At 71.2% G+C, this 18,427-nt stretch carries 16 protein-coding genes; 9 read left to right on the plus strand and 7 right to left on the minus strand.

Features of this window, described 5'->3' with window-relative positions; all coding sequences use genetic code 11:
- Positions 1-58: 58 nt before the first annotated feature.
- The gene (locus LUU90_RS00120) at positions 59-1,303 is read left to right on the plus strand and encodes a hypothetical protein (protein ID WP_275001159.1); all 1,245 of its coding nucleotides are present in this window, start codon (positions 59-61) and stop codon (positions 1,301-1,303) included.
- A gap of 69 nt (positions 1,304-1,372) precedes the next feature.
- Positions 1,373-1,843, plus strand: a complete 471-nt coding sequence (locus LUU90_RS00125; RefSeq protein WP_275001160.1) for a PPOX class F420-dependent oxidoreductase — start codon at positions 1,373-1,375, stop codon at positions 1,841-1,843.
- Between the two features lie 10 nt (positions 1,844-1,853).
- Here the strand turns inward: LUU90_RS00125 and LUU90_RS00130 are convergent, their stop codons facing one another.
- Entirely contained in the window at positions 1,854-2,459 is a 606-nt protein-coding gene (locus LUU90_RS00130) for a hypothetical protein (protein WP_275001161.1), read from the minus strand.
- Between the two features lie 180 nt (positions 2,460-2,639).
- On the opposite strand from LUU90_RS00130, the gene LUU90_RS00135 reads away from it, so the two are divergent.
- Entirely contained in the window at positions 2,640-3,854 is a 1,215-nt protein-coding gene (locus LUU90_RS00135; RefSeq protein ID WP_275001162.1) for a pyridoxal phosphate-dependent aminotransferase, read from the plus strand.
- A gap of 195 nt (positions 3,855-4,049) precedes the next feature.
- Here LUU90_RS00135 and LUU90_RS00140 read toward each other — a convergent pair whose 3' ends face one another.
- From LUU90_RS00140 to LUU90_RS00155, 4 genes are all read right to left on the minus strand, one after another.
- On the minus strand, positions 4,050-6,218 hold the full coding sequence (locus LUU90_RS00140) for an intein-containing Rv2578c family radical SAM protein (RefSeq protein ID WP_275001163.1): 2,169 nt from the start codon (positions 6,216-6,218) through the stop codon (positions 4,050-4,052).
- A gap of 69 nt (positions 6,219-6,287) precedes the next feature.
- The gene (gene hisS, locus LUU90_RS00145; protein ID WP_275001164.1) at positions 6,288-7,667 is read right to left on the minus strand and encodes a histidine--tRNA ligase; all 1,380 of its coding nucleotides are present in this window, start codon (positions 7,665-7,667) and stop codon (positions 6,288-6,290) included.
- Between the two features lie 30 nt (positions 7,668-7,697).
- Positions 7,698-8,381: a DinB family protein gene (locus tag LUU90_RS00150; protein WP_275001165.1), complete on the minus strand. Its 684-nt coding sequence runs from the start codon at positions 8,379-8,381 to the stop codon at positions 7,698-7,700.
- Entirely contained in the window at positions 8,378-9,040 is a 663-nt protein-coding gene (locus LUU90_RS00155) for an MBL fold metallo-hydrolase (protein ID WP_275001166.1), read from the minus strand. The genes LUU90_RS00150 and LUU90_RS00155 overlap by 4 nt, the downstream gene beginning before the upstream one ends.
- Before the next feature lie 203 nt (positions 9,041-9,243).
- On the opposite strand from LUU90_RS00155, the gene LUU90_RS00160 reads away from it, so the two are divergent.
- The 4 genes from LUU90_RS00160 (at position 9,244) to LUU90_RS00175 (ending at position 13,791) form a co-directional block, all read left to right on the plus strand.
- Positions 9,244-10,008: a peptidylprolyl isomerase gene (locus LUU90_RS00160; protein ID WP_275001167.1), complete on the plus strand. Its 765-nt coding sequence runs from the start codon at positions 9,244-9,246 to the stop codon at positions 10,006-10,008.
- Positions 10,005-11,987: a DUF349 domain-containing protein gene (locus LUU90_RS00165; protein ID WP_275001168.1), complete on the plus strand. Its 1,983-nt coding sequence runs from the start codon at positions 10,005-10,007 to the stop codon at positions 11,985-11,987. Before LUU90_RS00160 ends, LUU90_RS00165 begins: the two co-directional genes overlap by 4 nt.
- A gap of 73 nt (positions 11,988-12,060) precedes the next feature.
- A complete protein-coding gene (locus LUU90_RS00170) occupies positions 12,061-12,678 on the plus strand; it encodes a hypothetical protein (protein ID WP_275001169.1) in 618 nt (205 codons plus the stop codon).
- Between the two features lie 9 nt (positions 12,679-12,687).
- Positions 12,688-13,791, plus strand: a complete 1,104-nt coding sequence (locus LUU90_RS00175) for a DNA polymerase domain-containing protein (protein WP_275001170.1) — start codon at positions 12,688-12,690, stop codon at positions 13,789-13,791.
- A 127-nt stretch (positions 13,792-13,918) separates the two neighbouring features.
- Here the strand turns inward: LUU90_RS00175 and LUU90_RS00180 are convergent, their stop codons facing one another.
- A complete protein-coding gene (locus tag LUU90_RS00180) occupies positions 13,919-14,188 on the minus strand; it encodes a DUF7218 family protein (RefSeq protein WP_275001171.1) in 270 nt (89 codons plus the stop codon).
- A gap of 112 nt (positions 14,189-14,300) precedes the next feature.
- Here LUU90_RS00180 and LUU90_RS00185 point away from each other — a divergent pair, with 112 nt between their 5' ends.
- Together LUU90_RS00185 and LUU90_RS00190 are read left to right on the plus strand one after the other, a co-directional pair.
- Positions 14,301-14,864 (plus strand): dihydrofolate reductase family protein, encoded by a 564-nt coding sequence (locus tag LUU90_RS00185; protein WP_275001173.1) that lies wholly within the window; start codon positions 14,301-14,303, stop codon positions 14,862-14,864.
- A 14-nt stretch (positions 14,865-14,878) separates the two neighbouring features.
- Complete coding sequence (locus LUU90_RS00190) at positions 14,879-16,048, plus strand: ATP-dependent DNA ligase (protein ID WP_275001174.1); 1,170 nt, start codon at positions 14,879-14,881, stop codon at positions 16,046-16,048.
- Between the two features lie 21 nt (positions 16,049-16,069).
- Here LUU90_RS00190 and LUU90_RS00195 read toward each other — a convergent pair whose 3' ends face one another.
- Complete coding sequence (locus tag LUU90_RS00195; RefSeq protein ID WP_275001175.1) at positions 16,070-18,409, minus strand: RelA/SpoT family protein; 2,340 nt, start codon at positions 18,407-18,409, stop codon at positions 16,070-16,072.
- Positions 18,410-18,427 lie beyond the last annotated feature (18 nt).

The following is an 18,427-nucleotide window of genomic DNA, read 5'->3' on the forward strand; positions in this document are numbered from 1 at the left end:
CCGGCTCCAGGACCCGCGACGCGTTGACGGTTGAGACGACAGTGAGAGGCATCCACGCATGACCGAGACGACACCCCAGGACGACCCGACGGGGACACGTGACCCCCGTGTACCGGCGACCGTCAACCCCCAGTCCGACGTCGGCTCGCCCGCACTGGCCCTGGCCCTCGCCGCAGGTGACCGCACCGCCGTCGGCGAGGCTCTGCGGGAAGACGCCGTCGTGGTGCCGATCTTCGATCGCGGCGACGGCACGCCCCAGGTCCAGGCGTTCCCCGCTCCGGAAGGTTCCACCAAGCCCTACCAGCTGTGCCTGTTCTCGACGACGCAGACCTTGGGCGACTTCCTCGGAGACGCCCCCGACCGGGCCTTCAGCCTGCGCCGCCGAGAGTCGCTGGCGCCGTTCATCACGCGGCACGGGGAAGCGCTCGAGCAGGTGGTCATCGACCCCGCCGGTCCCAGCCCCATGACGCTCGGGGTCGCCGAGACGCTGGCGCTCCTCGACCCGCAGCCCCCGGCCGACGACCCCACCGGCCTGTTCGACGAGACGGGCGCCGGCATCAGCGGCGAGGCGCTGCACGCCCTCGGGACCGTCGAGGAGCCGGGCGGGTACCGCGGCATCGGCATCGAGCTGAACCTGCCCGACCACTGGGCCATCATCGAGCTCGACGAGCCCGAGCAGCGCGAACGCCAGATCCGCGAGATCGTCAAGCAGCAGACCGCCAAGCTGGGCGACCGTTCCGCTCCCCTGCGGCGCGACCTGCGCCAGAAGATGATCGAGGTCGCCGACAAGGCCGAGGCCGCCGGCGGCAAGGTCATGGCGTACCTGCTCCTGCCCGGCCAGGAGGCCACGCTCGCGCTGAACGCGACGCTCTACTGGCACGACCTGGGACCCGAGGAGGGCAGCTCGAGTCACCTCCAGCGCATCCAGGACCGGCTCGGCGCCAACCTCGGTCCGGACGACGCGCTCACCCGCACCGAGACCCTGTCCGGCCCGTTCCTGCGCCACATCCGGCTCACGCACGGTTCGGAGGAGGTCGGCGGCCAGGACGTCCCGCTGCTCCTGATCGACTACTGGGCCGAGGCGCCCGGCAAGCAGTCCGTGGCACGGCTCGCGTTCTCCACCCCGCACGTCGGGATCCGCGACGAGATGCTGCGCCTGACCGACAAGGTCCTGTTCTCCACCGAGTGGATCCTCGGCCAGCCGAGCGAGAACACGCCGACGGACGCCGCACCGGAAACCGGTCCGGCCGACCCGAGCCCCGCGACGCCCCCTCCCCCGGCGCCCAGCCCGGCCGGCGTCTGACCCTGACGGGCAGGAGCCCTGGCGAGCCGTCGCCGGGGCTCCTGCCCTGCCTGGCGTAGCCTGCTGCGCATGGCCAGGACGATCGCTACGAACACCACTGTGACCCGTGACGAGCTGCTGGAGTTCCTCCGCTCGCGCCACAACGGGATCCTCGTGACCAGCCGGGCCGACGGCGCCCCGCAGCTCAGCCCCGTCACGTACGGCGTGGACCCGCAGGGACGCGTCGTCGTCTCCACCTACCCGGAACGCGCCAAGGTGCGGAACCTGAAGAAGCGCCCCGCCGCGTCGTTCATGGCGCTCGGCGAAGGCTTCAACGAGGCGTGGGTCCAGGTGGACGGTACCGCCGAGGTGCTGGACGTCCCCGAGTCCGTGGAGCCGCTGGTGGACTACTTCCGCGCGGCCGCGGGCAAGGAGCACCCCGACTGGGACGAGTACCGCGCCGCCATGGTCGAGCAGGGCAAGTCCCTGGTGCGGATCACCATCGAACGCTGGGGCCCTATCGCGACGGGCGGATTCCCTGCACGCCTCGCGGAGGAGTGACCGGTCCTCGTCAGGGGCCGATCGCGGGATGGCGGCTACGGACAAAGGCCCACGTGCCTGCGACGAGCCCGAACCTGAGCAACCAGTTCCAGACGTCGGGCGACGAACCCACCCCGACGTTGATGCCGAAGGTCCGGTCCAGAGTTATCTGGACGCCCGCGAGCACCAGCACGATGGCGACCCACAAGGCCAGGACGAGAACCACGGTCACGCCGACCGCCGACCGTCGGCCGGAGATCCGTTCTCGTCCGGCCGAGGAACCGCCCCTGGGATGGCGGTTGCTGACCAGGGCCCACGTCCCTGCGGCAGCAGCAGCTGTGAGTACCCAGTTCCAGACGCCGGGTAGCGCACCGATCTCGAGATCAGTGCCGAAGATCCGGTTCAGGAGCATCTGGATGCTCACGACCACCAGCACGATGGCGGCCCACAAGGCCAGGAGGAGAACCACGGTCACGCCGGCCGCCGACCGTCGGCCGGACGTCTGGTCCGGTCGCGTCACACCGGGCTCGTCTGCCTGGCCCGCCGGCGGGCTGCTGTCGGGTACCAGGGTGTCGTCCGTCTTTCGCGGCGGCTCGGAGAGGCTGTCTGGTCCCGACGTGTCGTGTGAAGCGGTCATGTGTTTCCTGTTCCGTGTCCGACCCGCCGGTCGAGGTCCGCCCGGCTTGCGATGACAGACATAGAGAGGGCATCGCCGCTGGTTACGGACCATCGACCGCTCCGACATCGTCCGGAACCACCAACAGTGCACTGGTGTGCCGGTGCGGATGCCGGCCCGGCGGTCTGAGAGCATGAGCCCGTGCGAGAGATCAGGCAGAGCAGCAAGCTGAAGTCCGTCCGCTACGACGTCCGGGGTCCGATCCTCGAGGAGGCGTACCGGCTGGAGGCGGAGGGTCACAAGATCCTCAAGCTGAACATCGGCAATCCGGCGCCCTTCGGGTTCGAGGCGCCCGAGGCGGTCCTCGCGGACATGATCCACCACCTGCCCGAGGCGCAGGGCTACAGCGACAGCCGTGGCATCTACTCGGCGCGCACCGCCGTGGCGCACTACTACCAGTCGCACGGCATCAACACCCACGTGGACGACGTCTACATCGGCAACGGTGTGTCCGAGATGATCAGCCTGGTGCTGCAGGCCCTGATCGACGACGGCGACGAGGTGCTGGTTCCCGCACCGGACTACCCACTGTGGACCGGGGCCGTGAGTCTGCAGGGCGGCACGCCCGTGCACTACCGGTGCGACGAGGAGAACGGCTGGAACCCGGACCTTGAGGACATCGAGGCCCTGATCACGCCGGCCACCAAGGCGCTCGTGATCATCAACCCGAACAACCCCACGGGCGCGGTCTACAGCGAGAGCACCGTCAAGGGTCTGGCGGAGCTGGCACGCAAGCACGACCTGGTGCTCCTGAGCGACGAGATCTACGAGAAGATCCTGTTCGACGGCGCCACCCACCACCACACCGCCACGTACGCGGCCGACGACGTCCTGTGCATCACGTTCAGCGGGCTGTCCAAGGCGTACCGGATCTGCGGCTACCGGTCGGGCTGGGCCATGATCTCCGGCCCCAAGCACCGCGCCGCCGACTTCATCGAAGGTCTCACCCTGGTGGCGAACATGCGCATGTGCGCCAACGTGCCGGCACAGCACGCCATCCAGACGGCCCTCGGCGGCTACCAGTCGATCGACCAGCTGATCGTGCCCGGCGGCCGGTTCTACGAGCAGTCCATGCTCGCCGACAAGCTGCTCAACGAGATCCCGGGCGTCACCTCGGTGCGGCCCCGCGGCGCGCTGTACTGCTTCCCGCGACTGGACCCCGAGGTGTACCCGATCAAGGATGACGAGGCGTTCGTCATCGGCCTGCTGCGCGCCAAGAAGATCCTGGTCACCCACGGCTCCGGATTCAACTGGCCGGAGCCCGACCACTTCCGCCTCGTGACCCTCCCCGACGTCGGCGTCCTCACCGAGGCGATCGGCCGGATCGCGGAGCACCTGGAGACCCTGCGCCGTTGATCCCCGTTCCGCTGGTCGAACTCGTCGCGACCTGTGTCTCGACGGGGGCGACCAGCGCAACGGCCGGGATCAGCGTCCGGGCCACCATGGCCACACGCTAGCGCCGCAGGTCACGGGGCGGCGTGCACGTCGCCGGTGCGGGCGATGGCCGGGTGGCCGGCGTGCGCGAACTCGCAGTCGAGCACGGCGGCGACCTCAGAACAGCGTCTCGCTGCCGACGTCGCCACCCACGGACGCCGCGCCGGCCCCGTCGGCGGGCACCCCGCTGAACGCGCCGCGTGGGTAGTCGCCCTCCATGTGCTGGTCACCTCCGTGCGCCCCGGCGGCCCGGGCCCGGTGCATGGCGGTGCTGCCCAGCCCGCGCTCGTCGATCAGCGGCCGCACCCGCTCCCAGAGCCAGTCCCGGTAGCCCTTGTGCGCGTAGGCGCCGCGTGCGTAGACCCTGCCGTAGCCCTCCACCAGGTGCGGATGCTCCCGTTCGAGCCAGCCGAGGTACCACTCGCGGGCGCCGGGCCGCAGGTGCAGTGGCAGCACGGTGACGCCCGTCGCGCCGGCGTCGACCAGGGAGTCGAGAAGACGTTCGAGGTGGGCGAGGGAGTCGGTGAGCCACGGCAGGACCGGCGCGACCATGACACCGCACGGCAGGCCCGCGGCCCTGATCGCACGGATCAGGTCGAGGCGGGCTCGGGGCAACGGCGTTCCGGGCTCGACGGCTTGCTGCAGCTCCCGGCCGGCGGGCGAGTCGGCGAAGGCGAGCGACACCCCGAGGCCGACGTCGACCTTCTCGGCGGCCTGTACCAGGAGGGGAAGATCGCGCCGCAGGAGCGTGCCCTTGGTGAGGATCGAGAACGGTGTGCCCGAGTCCGCGAGCGCCGAGATGATCCCGGGCATGAGTCGGTAGCGGCCCTCGGCCCGCTGGTACGGGTCGGTGTTGGTGCCGAGCGCGACCGCCTCGTGGGTCCAGGAGGGTTTGGCGAGCTCGGCGCGGAGCACCTGGTCCGCGTTGACCTTGACGACGACCTGGGAGTCGAAGTCGTGCCCGGCGTCGAGGTCGAGATATTCATGGGTCGGCCGCGCGAAGCAGTTGTGGCTGATCACGCCGTTCGCGATGAAGTCGCCGGTCCCTGTCGTAATGTCGACCATCTCGGAGTCGCCACCGAGACTCTCGATGGAGACGATCCGCAACGAGACGGAGGTCTTGACGGCAGCACCGACGATCTTGAGCTTCCGGGTGATCGCGGGGTTGGTCAGCGCGAAGAAGCGGCGACGGCTGGACAGCCCGCCGACGACACGGATATTGGCCACGCCGATCTTGTTGGCGGGCTCTCGCACGTGCGGTATGCCCAGCACGTCCAGTGCACGCATGGTCGTGGTGAGCATGCGGTCGTCCGAGTTGGAGATGCGCAGGATCTGACCGTCGCAGCCGCCCTCGGCATCGAAGATCCCGGCGAGGAAGCCGATGTACCAGTCTCGGCTCGGTGCTTCTGGCCACTCGATGATCTCGTGGATCGCCGCGAACGTGGCGCGCTTGGCCGTGAAGATCCCGTCCATCGCGCGCCGTTGCTCGGTCGCGGTCGCGAAGGGACGGCGATCGGTGGCCACACCGGACGCGGCGAGATAGTCCTGCGAGCGGTTCAGCGCCTCCTCGTCGGTCAGGGCGAGGCGGAACATCGTGACCCGTGTCGTCCCGCCCCTCTTCCTCGGGTAGGTGCCGTCAAAGAGCATCCCGTCACCACGGATCATGCCCGTGAGGTACCCCCGCCGGTACTCCGCTGATTCGAGCGGCGCGGCATAGGCGTCGGAGACCATCCCCAGTCCAAACCCTTGGAGCCGGTTGTTGGTCGTCAGGTACGGCCGCTGGCCTTCACCCTTGGCCGGCGGGGCCACGTACTTCCAGCCGCGCTCGGTCAGGAACCGGTGGTCACCGCTGGCCACGATGTCCGTGCCGTCCTCGAGCGTGACCCGATAAGCATGCTTGGTCGTGCCCCAGCGCGCCTGGACCTCGGTCTCGACGTAGCGCCGGTACTTGCCGTCGAACTCGGTCCCGACGATCCGGTCACCGACCATGACGTCGCGGATCGCCTTCTGGCGGCCGTCCGCCATCAGGACGAGCGTCGACGGGTCCACGCAGTAGGTGCACGCGTGCGAGCAGCCCCGGTAGGGGTTGACCGTCCACTTGAACGGCATCTGCGACGCCGCCGGCACCTTCGACAGCGCACTCTTGGCCAGCACCTCGTGGAAGGTCACGCCCGCGAACTCGGGCGAGCGGACCGTGCGCAGCAGCCCGGCGGTGCGCAACCCGGGCATCTCCAGCCCGGGAAGCGCACCGTCGTCATGATTGATCGCCTGACCGTGCCATCGCATACCTGATTCGAACACTCGTTCGAACAGACGTCAAGTCGATGGACCGGCAGCGCCGGGTCAGGCTGAGCGTCAGGACGCCGGGACCACCCGCGGCCAGCGGTCCTCGGCGGACGGCTCCCACGTCGCGGCGTCGGCGTCCACCTGCTCACCCGAACGGATGTCCTTGACCTGGTCGGGGCCGACCACGCCGTCCTCCCCCGCGGAGCCCGGGAACCACACGAACGGGATGCCCCGCCGGTCGGCGTACTTGATCTGCTTGCCGAACTTCGCCGCGCTCGGCGCCACCTCGACCGGGATGTCCCGGGACCGCAGAGCGGTGGCCACGGCGTCGGACACCGCGCGCTGCTCCTCGGACGCCACCGCCACGAGCACCGCGGACGGCACCGACCGCGTCGCCTGGACGAGCTCCGCGGACAGCAGCCGCGAGACCAGGCGGGAGACACCGATCGACAGCCCGACGCCCGGGTAGGTGTTCCTGCCGTCCGAGGCGAGCGTGTCGTAGCGGCCGCCGGAGCAGACCGAACCGAGCTGCTCGTGCCCCACCAGCACCGTCTCGTAGACGGAGCCCGTGTAGTAGTCGAGGCCGCGTGCGATCTTGAGGTCGGCCACGACCACGCCCGGGGCGCGCTCCGCGGCCGCCGCGATCAGCGCCTCGAGCTCCCCCAGACCGGTCTCCAGCAGCTCCGTCACCGCGCCGTGCGACTCGGCGAGGGCACGCACCTCCGCGATCACCCCGACGTCGGACCCCGAGATCGACGCGAGCGCGAGACAGGCCTTGGCCTGGTCGTCCGTGGCGCCGCACTCGGTGACCAGGAGCTCTGACACCTTGTCGGGCCCGATCTTGTCGAGCTTGTCGATCTGGCGCAGCACGCCCTCGACGTCGTCCAGCCCGATGCCACGGTAGAAGCCCTCGGCGACCTTGCGGTTGTTGACCAGGATCCGCACGGGCGGCAGGCCGATCTCGGCCAGCGCGCCAAGCGCCTCCGCCATGACCAGCGGCGCCTCGACCTCGAAGTGGTACGGCAGCTCACCGGCCCCCACGACGTCGATGTCCGCCTGGATGAACTCGCGGAAGCGGCCCTCCTGGGGGCGCTCACCCCGCCAGACCTTCTGGATCTGGTAGCGGCGCAGCGGGAACGCGAGCTTGCCCGCGTTCTCGAGCACGTACCGCGCGAACGGCACGGTCAGGTCGAAGTGCAGACCGAGCTGCTTCTCGGAGCTCGCACGGCCGGCGGCGTCCTCGTCCTGCAGCCGCGACAGCAGGTAGACCTCCTTGGAGGTCTCGCCCTTGCGGAGCAGCTGGTCCAGCGGCTCGACGGCCCGCGTCTCGATCCCGGCGAACCCGTGCAGCTCGAAGGTGTGTCGCAGCGTGTCGAGGACGTGCTGCTCGACGATGCGACCGTCAGGGAGCCATTCGGGGAAACCGGAGAGAGGAGTGGGCTTTGCCATGCCACAGATCTTCCCACGAGCGGGGCGCTGTCAGCCCGGGCTTTCCACAGCCGCCTGCTCGACCAGCCGGGCGAGCACCTCGAGCTCGCCGCGTTCATGCCAGGCGAGCCTGCGCAGCACCTTGACGCTCGTCCAGCTCCCGTGGCGGTCCGACGTCGCCGTCAGGTCCGGCGCCATCTGGGACACGACCCGGCGCACGTGCGCGCCCGACTGCTCGAGCTCGGTCACGAGATCGCCCGCCCGCTCCCTCGCGGGGAGCCCGAGCAGCGGCAGGTAGTAGCGCGACTCGATGTCCGCGATGTGCAGCGCGACCTGTCCGACGGTGTGCCACCAGGCGTAGGGCGGGAGCGTACGGTTCGGGTCGCGGTACGCCAGCACGGACGGCGGGGCGCCCCGCACCAGCTCCAGGGTCCTGGCCCGTGCACGCTCCAGGATCTCGAGGGTCACCACCCGCTCCGCGTCCGACGCAGGCACCCGGTCCCGGTCGAACACCGTCTCGTCGCCGCTCGCCGGGCGGTCCACCCGCTCGGCGACCTGGAGCGCCCCGGTGGCGGCCGCCGCCGCGCCGAGGCCGCACCGGATGCCGAGGTCGGCCAGCGCCGCGGCGGCGTCGGGCCCCTGACCGCAGGTGCCCCAGTGCTCGAGGTCGAACGTCCACGCCGCCGACCAGCCGTCAGCAGCCATCCCGGCGCGCTGGTCGACGTAGGCCCTCATGTGCGGTCCGCGGCGAGGAACGGGTTGGTCTCCAGCTCACGAGCAACGGTCGTGGCGGGCCCGTGCCCCGGTACGACGGCGAGCGCCGGGTCGAGCCCGCGCACCACGTCACGCAGCGTCTCGCCCATTGTCTGGCCGGAGCCGCCGTGCAGGTCGGTGCGGCCGACGGAGCCGGCGAACAGGACGTCGCCCGTGAGGATCACGTCACCGTCGGGCCGGTAGAGGGTGGAGCCCTCCGTGTGACCGGGCGCATGGAGGGCGTGCAGGGTGACCTGCCCGAAGGTGAGCACGGCGGACCCGCCGGGCGTGGCGAACGGTTCGACGACGGCGGGTGCGCGGTAGTCGTCACGGTGGAGGCCGAGCGCGGCCTCCAGCGCGGGGCTCAGGGTCCCGAACGGGTCCGCCAGACGGTAGGCGTCGGCCTCGTGCAGGCGCATCGGGACCTCGTAGCGCGCGCAGAGCTCTGCGGCGTCCCAGGTGTGGTCGGCGTGGCCGTGCGTGGCGAGGACGGCGCGCGGGGTGAGACCCTCGTCGTCGACCAGCCGCGCGACGGCGTCCACCACGCCCGCGCCGGCGTCGACGACCACGCAGTCGGTGCCGGAGGACACGACACAGCAGTTCGTGCCGAACACCGGTGCGACCACTACACGAAGCTCCACGCCGCCCACGTTAGCGGCTGCTGTCCGCGCTGACAGGGCCCGCTTCACCCCTCGGAGAATCGGCTCAGACAGTATGACCTGGCATCCGATGCCTACACTGTCCCCGCACGGGGTGATTCGCCCCGGATCCGGCAGTGAATCGGTCCAGCGTGGCCAAGCCCCGGGTCAAGGCGAGCACGAGAGAGCACGGAGAGAGGAACGCGGTGGCGTCCAGCAAGCAGCGGCAGCGCGCGCAGCAGGCCAGGCAGGCGGAGAAGCGAGCGCAGCGGCAGGCGGCCAAGCGCGCCCGCAAGCAGCGCGTCTGGGGCCTGGTAGCGCTGGTCACGGTGCTCGCGCTCGTGGGCGCCTTCGTGGTCGCCGCTCTGGTCGGGAACGAGCCGCCCGAAGCCGCCGGCGCCTGCCCCGCGGGTGTCGAGGAGGCCCGCGAGGACTACGAGCTCGCCGAACCGTCGGTGGCTGAGAACCGCACGTGGACCGTCACGCTGCAGGCCTGCTCGGGCGACACCGAGGCGGACATCGTCCTCGAGCTCGACGGCGAGAGCGCACCGCAGGCCGTCGCCAACTTCGTCACGCTCGCCCAGGCCGGCTACTTCGACGGCACCGGCTGCCACCGCCTGACGACGTCCGGCATCTTCGTGCTGCAGTGCGGCGACCCGACCATGACGGGCCAGGGCGGACCGGGCTACAACTTCGGCCCGATCGAGAACGCCCCGGAGGACGACGTCTACCCCGCCGGCACCGTTGCGATGGCGCGAGTGGGCAACGACGGAGAGTCCATGGGCTCCCAGTTCTTCCTCGTCTACGAGGATTCGACCATCCCCGCCGACACCGCCGGCGGGTACACGGTCTTCGGCACGATCACATCCGGCCTGGACTTCGTCCGGGCAGTCGCTGACGCGGGAACGGCGGGCGGCGAATCTGTTGCGCCCGCCACCCCGGTCACCATCGAAGGAGTTGAGACCCAGTGAGCGAACCCACTTCCCGCTCGGCCGAGCCCGTCCAGCAGGACGCGCCCGCCGAGCCCGTGGCCGAGACTCCGACCGCAGCCGAGTCCCCCGCCGAGGCGGCGAGCGAGGCGACCGAGGCACCTGAGCCGGCCGAGGCGCCGGCCGAGGTGGAGGCACCCCAGGACGCCGTCGAGGCAGCCCCTGCGGCCCCCGCCGAGGAGCAGGTCGCCGACGAGACGCCCGCAGCCGAGGTCCCGACGGAGGAAGCTCCGGCCGAGGAGGCTCCGGCAGCCGAGGCTGAGCCCGAGGTCACCGAGGTGGCACCTGCGCCGGAAGCTCCAGCGGCGGACACCCCTGGGGAAGAGGCTCCGACGGCGGAGGCTCCCGCCGAGGAGCCGGCGACGGAGGATGCCCCTGCGGCCGACGCTCCTGCGGCAGACGCTCCAGCGGCGGAGGCGCCCGCGGCAGAGGATGCTCCTGCGGTGGAGGCTCCCGCGGCAGAGGTCCTGACCGAGGAAGCGGCCGCTGAGGCTCCGGCGACCGAGGCCGAGGCTCCGGTCGAGGAGAAGCCCGCCCCGGCTCCTGCTCCCCAGCCGGCGACGCCGAAGCCGTCCGCGATCCCGTCGCCGGCCGCGCTCGCGCGGCCGCGTGCGCCCAAGCCGGGCGCGCCGTCGGCTCCCGCGGCGCAGGCGGCCCCGGCCGCCCCTGCCCCGGTCGTGCCGGTGGCGGTCGACGCCGCCGCGCACACCGAGGCCGAGAAGTTCGGCCGGGTCGACGACGAGGGCAACGTGTACGTCCGCGAGGCCGCCCGTGAGCGTATCGTCGGCCAGTTCCCGGGGGTCACCACCGAGGAGGCCCTGGCGCTGTACGTGCGCCGTTACCTCGACCTGGCCGCGAAGGTCGGCCTGTTCGAGGCCCGCCTGGAGAGCGCCGACCTGTCGGTGCGCGAGATCGACCAGACCCTGCAGAAGCTCGGCGAGGAGACCGCGGAGCCGGCCGCCGTCGGCGACCTGGACGCCCTCCGGGCTCGGGTCGAGACGCTGCGCGGTCTCGCCGCTGAGCGTCGGGCCGCCCTCGAGGAGGCCCGGTCCGCCGCCAAGGCGGAGGCCGTCGCCGCTCGTACCTCGATCGTGGAGGCCGCCGAGAAGATCGCGGCGACCGACCCGAGCAAGATGCAGTGGCGCCCCGCGGGCGAGGAGCTGCGCTTGCTGCTGGACCGCTGGAAGGAAGCCCAGCGCTCCGGGCCGCGCATCGACCGCCCCACCGAGGAGTCCCTCTGGAAGCGGTTCAGCCACGCCCGCACCGCGTTCGACCGCGAGCGCCGGCACTTCTTCGCCGACCTGGAGCAGCGCAACAACGCCGCCAAGGTCGAGAAGGAGAAGCTGGTCTCGGAGGCTGAGTCGCTGTCCACGAGCACCGACTGGGGCTACACCGCCGGTGCGTACCGCGACCTGATGACGCGGTGGAAGGCGGCGGGTCGTGCGTCGCGCAAGGACGACGACGCCCTGTGGGCCCGGTTCCGGGCGGCGCAGGACCGGTTCTTCCAGGCCCGGGACGCCGAGAACGCCGTCATCGACGCGGAGTACGGCGAGAACCTGAAGGTCAAGGAGGAGCTGCTGCTGGAGGCCGAGGCGCTGGTGCCGGTCAAGGACCTGAACAAGGCCAAGGCCGCGCTGCGCAACATCCAGGAGCGCTGGGAGGAGGCCGGCAAGGTCCCGCGAGGTGACATCCAGCGCGTCGAGGGCCGGCTGCGTGCGGTCGAGACCGCGATCCGCGACGCCGACCAGGCGCAGTGGAAGCGGAGCAACCCGGAGACGCGTGCGCGTGCCGAGGGTGCGGCCGCACAGCTCGAGGCGGCGATCGAGGGTCTCGAGGCGGACCTCGAGGCCGCACGGGCCAAGGGCGACAAGCGCAAGATCTCCGAGCTGGAGGCGGCGGTCACTGCCCGTCGCTCGTGGCTCGAGCAGGTCGTCAAGGCGGCGGAGGACTCCAAGGGCTGACGTCCTTCGAGTTGTCCACAGCGGGGCCCGGTCGCAGTGCGCGACCGGGCCCCGCTGCGCGTAGGTTCTGCGCATGTCCCCGTGCACATCTCTCGCCGCGCTGCTGGATCCTCGGCCGGCGGCCGCGCCGCTCGTGGTGACACCCGCGGACGTCGGCGGCGCGGTGGCCTGGTCCGACCTACGGCGGGCCGGCGCCCTCGTCGAGCTGCGCGACGGCGCGGCGGTCGGCACGGGCTCGGTCGTCGGGTCACAGCACCGGGCGCTGGCGCTCGCGGGCGACGTGCCCGTGCGGTGCGTGCTGGCGGCCTCGACGGCGGCCTGGGTCCACACCGGCGTGTACGACGGCGTCGTCGCCGGGGCCTGGCCCGCGGACGCGCCGGTCGAGCTGGCCTACTCCCCCGACACGCACTACCCGGCGCCCCACCCCGGGCGGGTGGCGCGGCGTGCGCCAGGGCTCGCGCGGGACACCGTCCGGCTCGCCGGTGTGCCCGTGACGGGCCTGACCCGTACCGCCGTCGACGTCGCCTGCACGGTGCCGCCAGGGGCCGCGGTACCCGTGCTCGTGGCCCTGGCGGAACTTGGTCTGGACCTGGGGACCGCCAGGCGGGTGCTCGACAGGCGCGCCCGCGTGGTCGGCCGTCCTGCGGCGCACCGGGCGTTCGCGGCAGCGCTGGCGCGGTTGGAGCGCTAGGTTCGGGTCATGGCCGGATCCAAGACACCCGCGGTGGAGCTCGATGTCGCAGGCCGGACGGTGCGCGTCACGAGCCCGGACCGTGTCGTCTTCCCTCGCGGAATCACCAAGCTGCAGGTCGTCGAGTACTTCGTCGCCGTGTCCGACGGGATCACCGGCGCCCTCCTGCACCGCCCCACGACCCTGGAGCGCTGGCCCAAGGGCTGGCACGAGGGCGCGCGCCTCACCACGCGGATGCCGAAGCCTGACGACCCGAAGGGGGACGGCTTCTACCAGAAGCGTGTGCCGAAGGGTGCGCCGGACTACGTGGAGACCGCGACCATCGCGTTCCCGTCCGGCCGGACGGCGGACGAGGTGTGCCCCACCGAGCCGGCGGTGGTGGCCTGGGCGGCCAACATGGGCACGCTCACCTTCCACCCGTGGCCGGTGCGGCGCGACGACGTCGAGGCGGTCGACCAGCTCAGGATCGACCTCGACCCGCAGCCGGGCACCAGCTTCGACGAGGCGGCCGCCGTCGCCCCGCACCTGCGGGAGCTGCTGGGCGAGCTGAACATGACGGGGTACCCCAAGACGTCGGGCGGGCGCGGGCTGCACGTGTTCGTGCCGCTGGAGCCACGGTGGACGTTCACGCAAGCGCGGCGGGCGACGATCGCGATCGGGCGCGAGCTGGAGCGGCGGCTGCCCGGCAAGGTCACCACCCGCTGGTGGAAGGAGGAGCGGGGCGAGGCCATCTTCGTGGACTACAACCAGATGGCTCGCGACCGCACCATCGCCTCCGCCTACTCGATCCGGGCGAACGGCAGGGCCACCGTGTCGATGCCGCTGGACTGGGACGAGGTCGCGGACGTGCACCCGGACGATTTCGACGTCCTGACGGCGCCGCCCCGGTTCGCCGAGCGTGGTGACCTGTTCGCCGCGCTGCGCGCCGACCGCGACCCGGGCCTGGACTGCTCGCTCGACGCCGCCCTGGAGCTCGCGGCCCGCGACGAGGCGGACGGGCTCGAGGACCTGCCGTACCCGCCGGAGTACCCGAAGATGCCGGGCGAGCCCAAGCGTGTGCAGCCCAGCCGCGACAAGGACCGCGACAAGAGCCAGGACGCCGCCGGCGACTGACCCCGCCTGCTCCCGCCGTACCGCTCTCTCTTCGAGGTCTAAGTTTCTCGCGTCTGAACCGATTCAGAAGCGAGAAACTTAGACCTCGAAGAGGCGTCGGGGCGGGGAGGCGTCGGGGCGGGGCGGGTCAGTGATTGCGTAGCGCCTTGATGAGGTCGCCCTTGCGCATCTTGGAGCGGCCGTCGATGCCGATCTCGGCCGCGCGCTTGCGCAGGTCATCGGCGGTCCAGTCCTCGTACTCGGGAGACTTGCCGCCCTTGTGACCGACGCTCTTGCGCGAGGAGTTCGCCGCGGCGTTCGCGATGCGTGCCGACTTCTCCTTGGAGTTGCCCTCGTCACGAAGCTTCTCGTACAGCTCGTCGTCCTTGACGCTCGGACCCGGGTCACGCTTCGGCATGACTGCTCCTCCCACTCAGGCGGACCGTTCACCATCCACGATGGCCCACCCCGGAGCGGCTCGCACGCTCGCGGACCGATGAGTTCCGCCCCGCCATGCCGTCGGACAGTGCATGGGAACTCTGAGCTACTTCGCCAGCATGTCCGCCGACGGGTACACGGTGGACGCCGAGGGGAAGTTCGACTGGATGGTGCCCACCGACGAGGTGCTCGCGTTCATCAACGAGATCGAGACGGATGTCGCCGTCTACGTCCACGGCCGGCGCATGTACGAGACGATGGTCTACTGGGAGACGCACGATCCGGGACCGGACCCGAACCCGCACATGGCGCGGTACGCGAAGATCTGGCAGGGCGTGGACAAGGTGGTCGCGTCGTCGTCCCTGCCGGAGGAGGCGATCACGTCCGCGCGGACGCGGATCGTGCGTGACCTGCAGCTGGGCGAGCTGCGCCGGATCGCGAACTGCGCGCCCGGCGTCGTCTCGGTGGGCGGGCCCACCGTGGCCGCGGAACCCATCCGGCACGGGCTCGTCGACGACTTCCGCCTCTTCGTCTACCCCGAGGTGGTGGGCGGCGGACTGCCCGCGCTGCCTCCGGGCGCCCGGCTGAGCCTGCGCCTCGTCGACACCCTTACGTTCGCGAACGGGTCCGTCTACCTGCGCTACGTCCCGCGCTGAGGCAGGCTCGTACCGTGACCACACTCAACCTGCCCGTGCAGCCACCGGTCCGGCCGATGCTCGCCAAGAGCGTGCCGTCGATCCCCGCCCAGTCGGCGACCGACGTCGGCCCCGCCTACGTCTACGAGCCGAAGTGGGACGGCTTCCGCGCCATCGTGTACCGCGACGGGGACGAGGTCCGGATCGACTCCCGGAACACGAAGCCGATGGACCGCTACTTCCCCGACGTCGTCGCGGCGGTCCGCGAGGCGCTCCCGGAGCGGTGCGTGGTCGACGGCGAGATCGTCATCGCGCAGCCGTCGGCGGCGGCCTCGACGGGCAGCGGGGCGCGCCTCGACTTCGAGCTGCTGTCCCAGCGCATCCACCCGGCGGCGTCGCGCGTGAAGATGCTCGCCGAGACCACCCCCGCCGCGCTGGTCGTGTTCGACGTCCTGGCACTGGGCGACGAGTCGCTCGTGGACCGGCCGCTCGCCGAACGGCTCGAGGCCCTGGACGGGCTGGGGTTGACCGGTCCGCTCGTGTTCGCCACCCCGCGCACGCAGGACGCCGCGGTGGCCGAGGAGTGGTTCGGCTCGTTCGAGGGCGCCGGCCTCGACGGCGTCGTCGCCAAGCCCGCGGACGGCCCTTACGCGCCGAACAAGCGCGCCATGCTGAAGATCAAGCACACGCGCACTGCCGACGTCGTCCTGGCGGGCTACCGCCTGCACAAGACCTCGACGCCTGAGCAGCCCGTGCTGGGCTCGCTGCTGCTCGGCCTGTGGGACGAGTCCGAGGACGGGCCTCGCCTGCAGTTCGTCGGCGTCGCCGCGTCGTTCTCGGCGACCCGGCGTGCGGAGCTCGTCGCCGAGCTTGCGCCGCTGGTGGTGGAGCCCGGCACGCCCGCGGCGGACGAGCACCCGTGGCAGGGCTGGTCCGACCCGGCGAACGCCGAGGTGGGCGACCGGCTGCCCGGCGCGCAGTCCCGCTGGAGCTCGGGCAAGGACCTGTCCTTCACACCCCTACGTCCGGAGCGTGTGCTGGAGGTGGGCTACGACCACATGGAGGGCACCCGGTTCCGGCACACCGCACAGTTCAAGCGCTGGCGCCCGGACCGCGAGCCGGCGTCGTGCACGTACGAGCAGCTGGAGGAGCCGGTCCGGTTCGACCTGGGCAAGCTGCTGCCGGGCGCGCCGGGGACCGCCTGAAGGCGCCCCGGCGCGCCCACGTCAGACCGGCAGCTGCGGCCGCTCCACCGGCTTGGTGCCGGTGATGCGGTGTACGTCGAACACGCCCTCCACCTTCCGGACGGCCGCGAGGACCGTCGCGAGGTGGGCGGGCTCAGCCATCTCGAAGATGAACCGCGAGACCGCCAGCCGGTCGTCCGACGTCGAGACGAACGCCGACAGGATGTTCACGTGGTTCTCGGACAGCACGCGCGTCACGTCCGACAGGAGCCGTGACCGGTCGAGCGCCTCGACCTGGATCTGGACCAGGAACATCGTGTTGGCGCCCTGTGTCCACTCGACCTCGACCAGGCGTTCCGGCTGCTTGCGGAGCCCGTCCAGGTTCACGCAGTCCGTGCGGTGCACGCTGACGCCCTGGCCGCGGGTGACGAAGCCGACGATCTCGTCGCCCGGCACCGGCGTGCAGCACTTGGCGAGCTTGACCCACACGTCGGAGGAGTCGGAGCCCTTGAGCATGACGCCCGGGTCGCCCGAGCGCACACGCCGCGCGGTGAGCCCGCCGGGGCGGGTCGCCTCGGCGACGTCCTCCTCCGCGCCGTCCGCACCACCGAGCGCCTTGACCAGCTTGTCCACCACGTGGGCAGACGAGATCTGGCCCTCGCCGACGGCCGCGTACAGCGCCGACACGTCCTGGTAGTTCATCTCGTTCGCGACCCCGACGAGGGTCTCGTGCGACATGAGGCGCTGGATCGGCAGGCCCTGCTTGCGCATGGACTTGGCTATCGAGTCCTTGCCGGTCTCGACGGCCTCCTCGCGGCGCTCCTTGGTGAACCACTGGCGGATCTTGTTCCGCGCCCGCGGCGACTTGACGAACCCGAGCCAGTCGCGGCTCGGCCCCGCCGTCTCCGACTTCGAGGTGAGGATGTCGACGACGTCGCCGTTCTCGAGCGGCGAGTCGAGCGGCACCAGGCGGCCGTTCACGCGGGCGCCCATGGTGCGGTGCCCGACCTCGGTATGCACCGCATACGCGAAGTCGACGGGCGTCGCGCCGCCCGGCAGCGCCATCGCCATACCCTTCGGCGTGAAGACGTAGACCTCGTCGCCGCCGATCTCGAACCGCAGCGAGTCGAGGAACTCCGCCGGGTCCGCGGTCTCACGCTGCCAGTCCACGAGCTGGCGCAGCCAGGCCATGTCCTGGTTCTTCGGGTCGTTGGCGCCGCCGCCCGCCGGCGTCTTCTCCTTGTACTTCCAGTGCGCCGCGACACCGTACTCGGCGCGGCGGTGCATGTCGTGCGTGCGGATCTGGATCTCCACGGGCTTGCCGCCCGGGCCGATCACCGTCGTGTGCAGCGACTGGTACATGTTGAACTTCGGCATCGCGATGTAGTCCTTGAACCGGCCGGGGACCGGGTTCCACCGCGCGTGCATGGCGCCGAGCGCCGCGTAGCAGTCACGCACCGTGTCCACCAGGACACGCGTGCCGACGAGGTCGTAGATCTCCGCGAAGTCGTGACCGCGCACGATCATCTTCTGGTAGATCGAGTAGTAGTGCTTCGGCCGGCCCGTCACCGTCGCCTTGATCTTGGCGCTGCGCAGGTCGGACTCGATCTGGCCCCGCACCACGCCGAGATACTCCTCGCGCGCGGGGGCCCGCTCTGCCACGAGATGCACGATCTCGTCGTACACCTTGGGGTACAGGGCCTGGAAGGACAGGTCCTCCAGCTCCCACTTGATGGTGTTCATGCCGAGCCGGTGGGCCAGGGGCGCGTAGATCTCAACGGTCTCGCGCGCCTTGCGCTCCGCCGACTTGGACGGCACGTACTTCCAGGTGCGGGCGTTGTGCAGGCGGTCGGCCAGCTTGATGACCAGCACGCGGATGTCCTTGGCCATCGCCACGACCATCTTGCGCACGGTCTCGGCCTGGGCCGCGTCGCCGTACTTCACCTTGTCGAGCTTGGTGACGCCGTCCACCAGCAGCGCGACGTCGTCGCCGAACTCGGCGCGCAGCGTGTCCAGCGCGTAGTCGGTGTCCTCGACCGTGTCGTGCAGCAGGGCGGCCGCGATCGTCGTGCCCTCGAAGCCGAGCTCGGCGAGGATCGTCGAGACGGCGACAGGGTGCGTGATGTACGGGTCGCCGCTCTTGCGCATCTGCCCGCGGTGGGCCTTCTCCGCGACGACGTAGGCGCGTTCGATCAGCGCCACGTCGGCCTTGGGGTGGTTGCTGCGGATCGCCTGCAGCAGCGGCTCGATCGCGGCGGACGAGCCGCCGCTCATGCTGCGTACACCGAGGCGCACCAGCCGGTTCCGCATCCGGTTGCCACCGGGCGGCGTCGGCGGATTCTTCTCGGGCACCGGAGCGCGTGACACCGTGTTCTCAGCCATGTACGCGCCTCCTTCCCC

The sequence above is a fragment of the Promicromonospora iranensis genome, assembly GCF_028994775.1.
Classification (GTDB): Bacteria; Actinomycetota; Actinomycetes; order Actinomycetales; family Cellulomonadaceae; genus Promicromonospora; species Promicromonospora iranensis_A.

Coding starts and splice junctions, on each gene's coding strand:
- LUU90_RS00170 (WP_275001169.1), top strand. CDS start 12,061: ATGTCCCCGTGCACATCTCTCGCCGCGCTGCTGGATCCTCGGCCGGCG.
- LUU90_RS00195 (WP_275001175.1), bottom strand. CDS start 18,409: ATGGCTGAGAACACGGTGTCACGCGCTCCGGTGCCCGAGAAGAATCCG.
- hisS (WP_275001164.1), bottom strand. CDS start 7,667: ATGGCAAAGCCCACTCCTCTCTCCGGTTTCCCCGAATGGCTCCCTGAC.
- LUU90_RS00120 (WP_275001159.1), top strand. CDS start 59: ATGACCGAGACGACACCCCAGGACGACCCGACGGGGACACGTGACCCC.
- LUU90_RS00125 (WP_275001160.1), top strand. CDS start 1,373: ATGGCCAGGACGATCGCTACGAACACCACTGTGACCCGTGACGAGCTG.
- LUU90_RS00150 (WP_275001165.1), bottom strand. CDS start 8,381: ATGAGGGCCTACGTCGACCAGCGCGCCGGGATGGCTGCTGACGGCTGG.
- LUU90_RS00185 (WP_275001173.1), top strand. CDS start 14,301: ATGGGAACTCTGAGCTACTTCGCCAGCATGTCCGCCGACGGGTACACG.
- LUU90_RS00180 (WP_275001171.1), bottom strand. CDS start 14,188: ATGCCGAAGCGTGACCCGGGTCCGAGCGTCAAGGACGACGAGCTGTAC.
- LUU90_RS00140 (WP_275001163.1), bottom strand. CDS start 6,218: ATGCGATGGCACGGTCAGGCGATCAATCATGACGACGGTGCGCTTCCC.
- LUU90_RS00130 (WP_275001161.1), bottom strand. CDS start 2,459: ATGACCGCTTCACACGACACGTCGGGACCAGACAGCCTCTCCGAGCCG.
- LUU90_RS00175 (WP_275001170.1), top strand. CDS start 12,688: ATGGCCGGATCCAAGACACCCGCGGTGGAGCTCGATGTCGCAGGCCGG.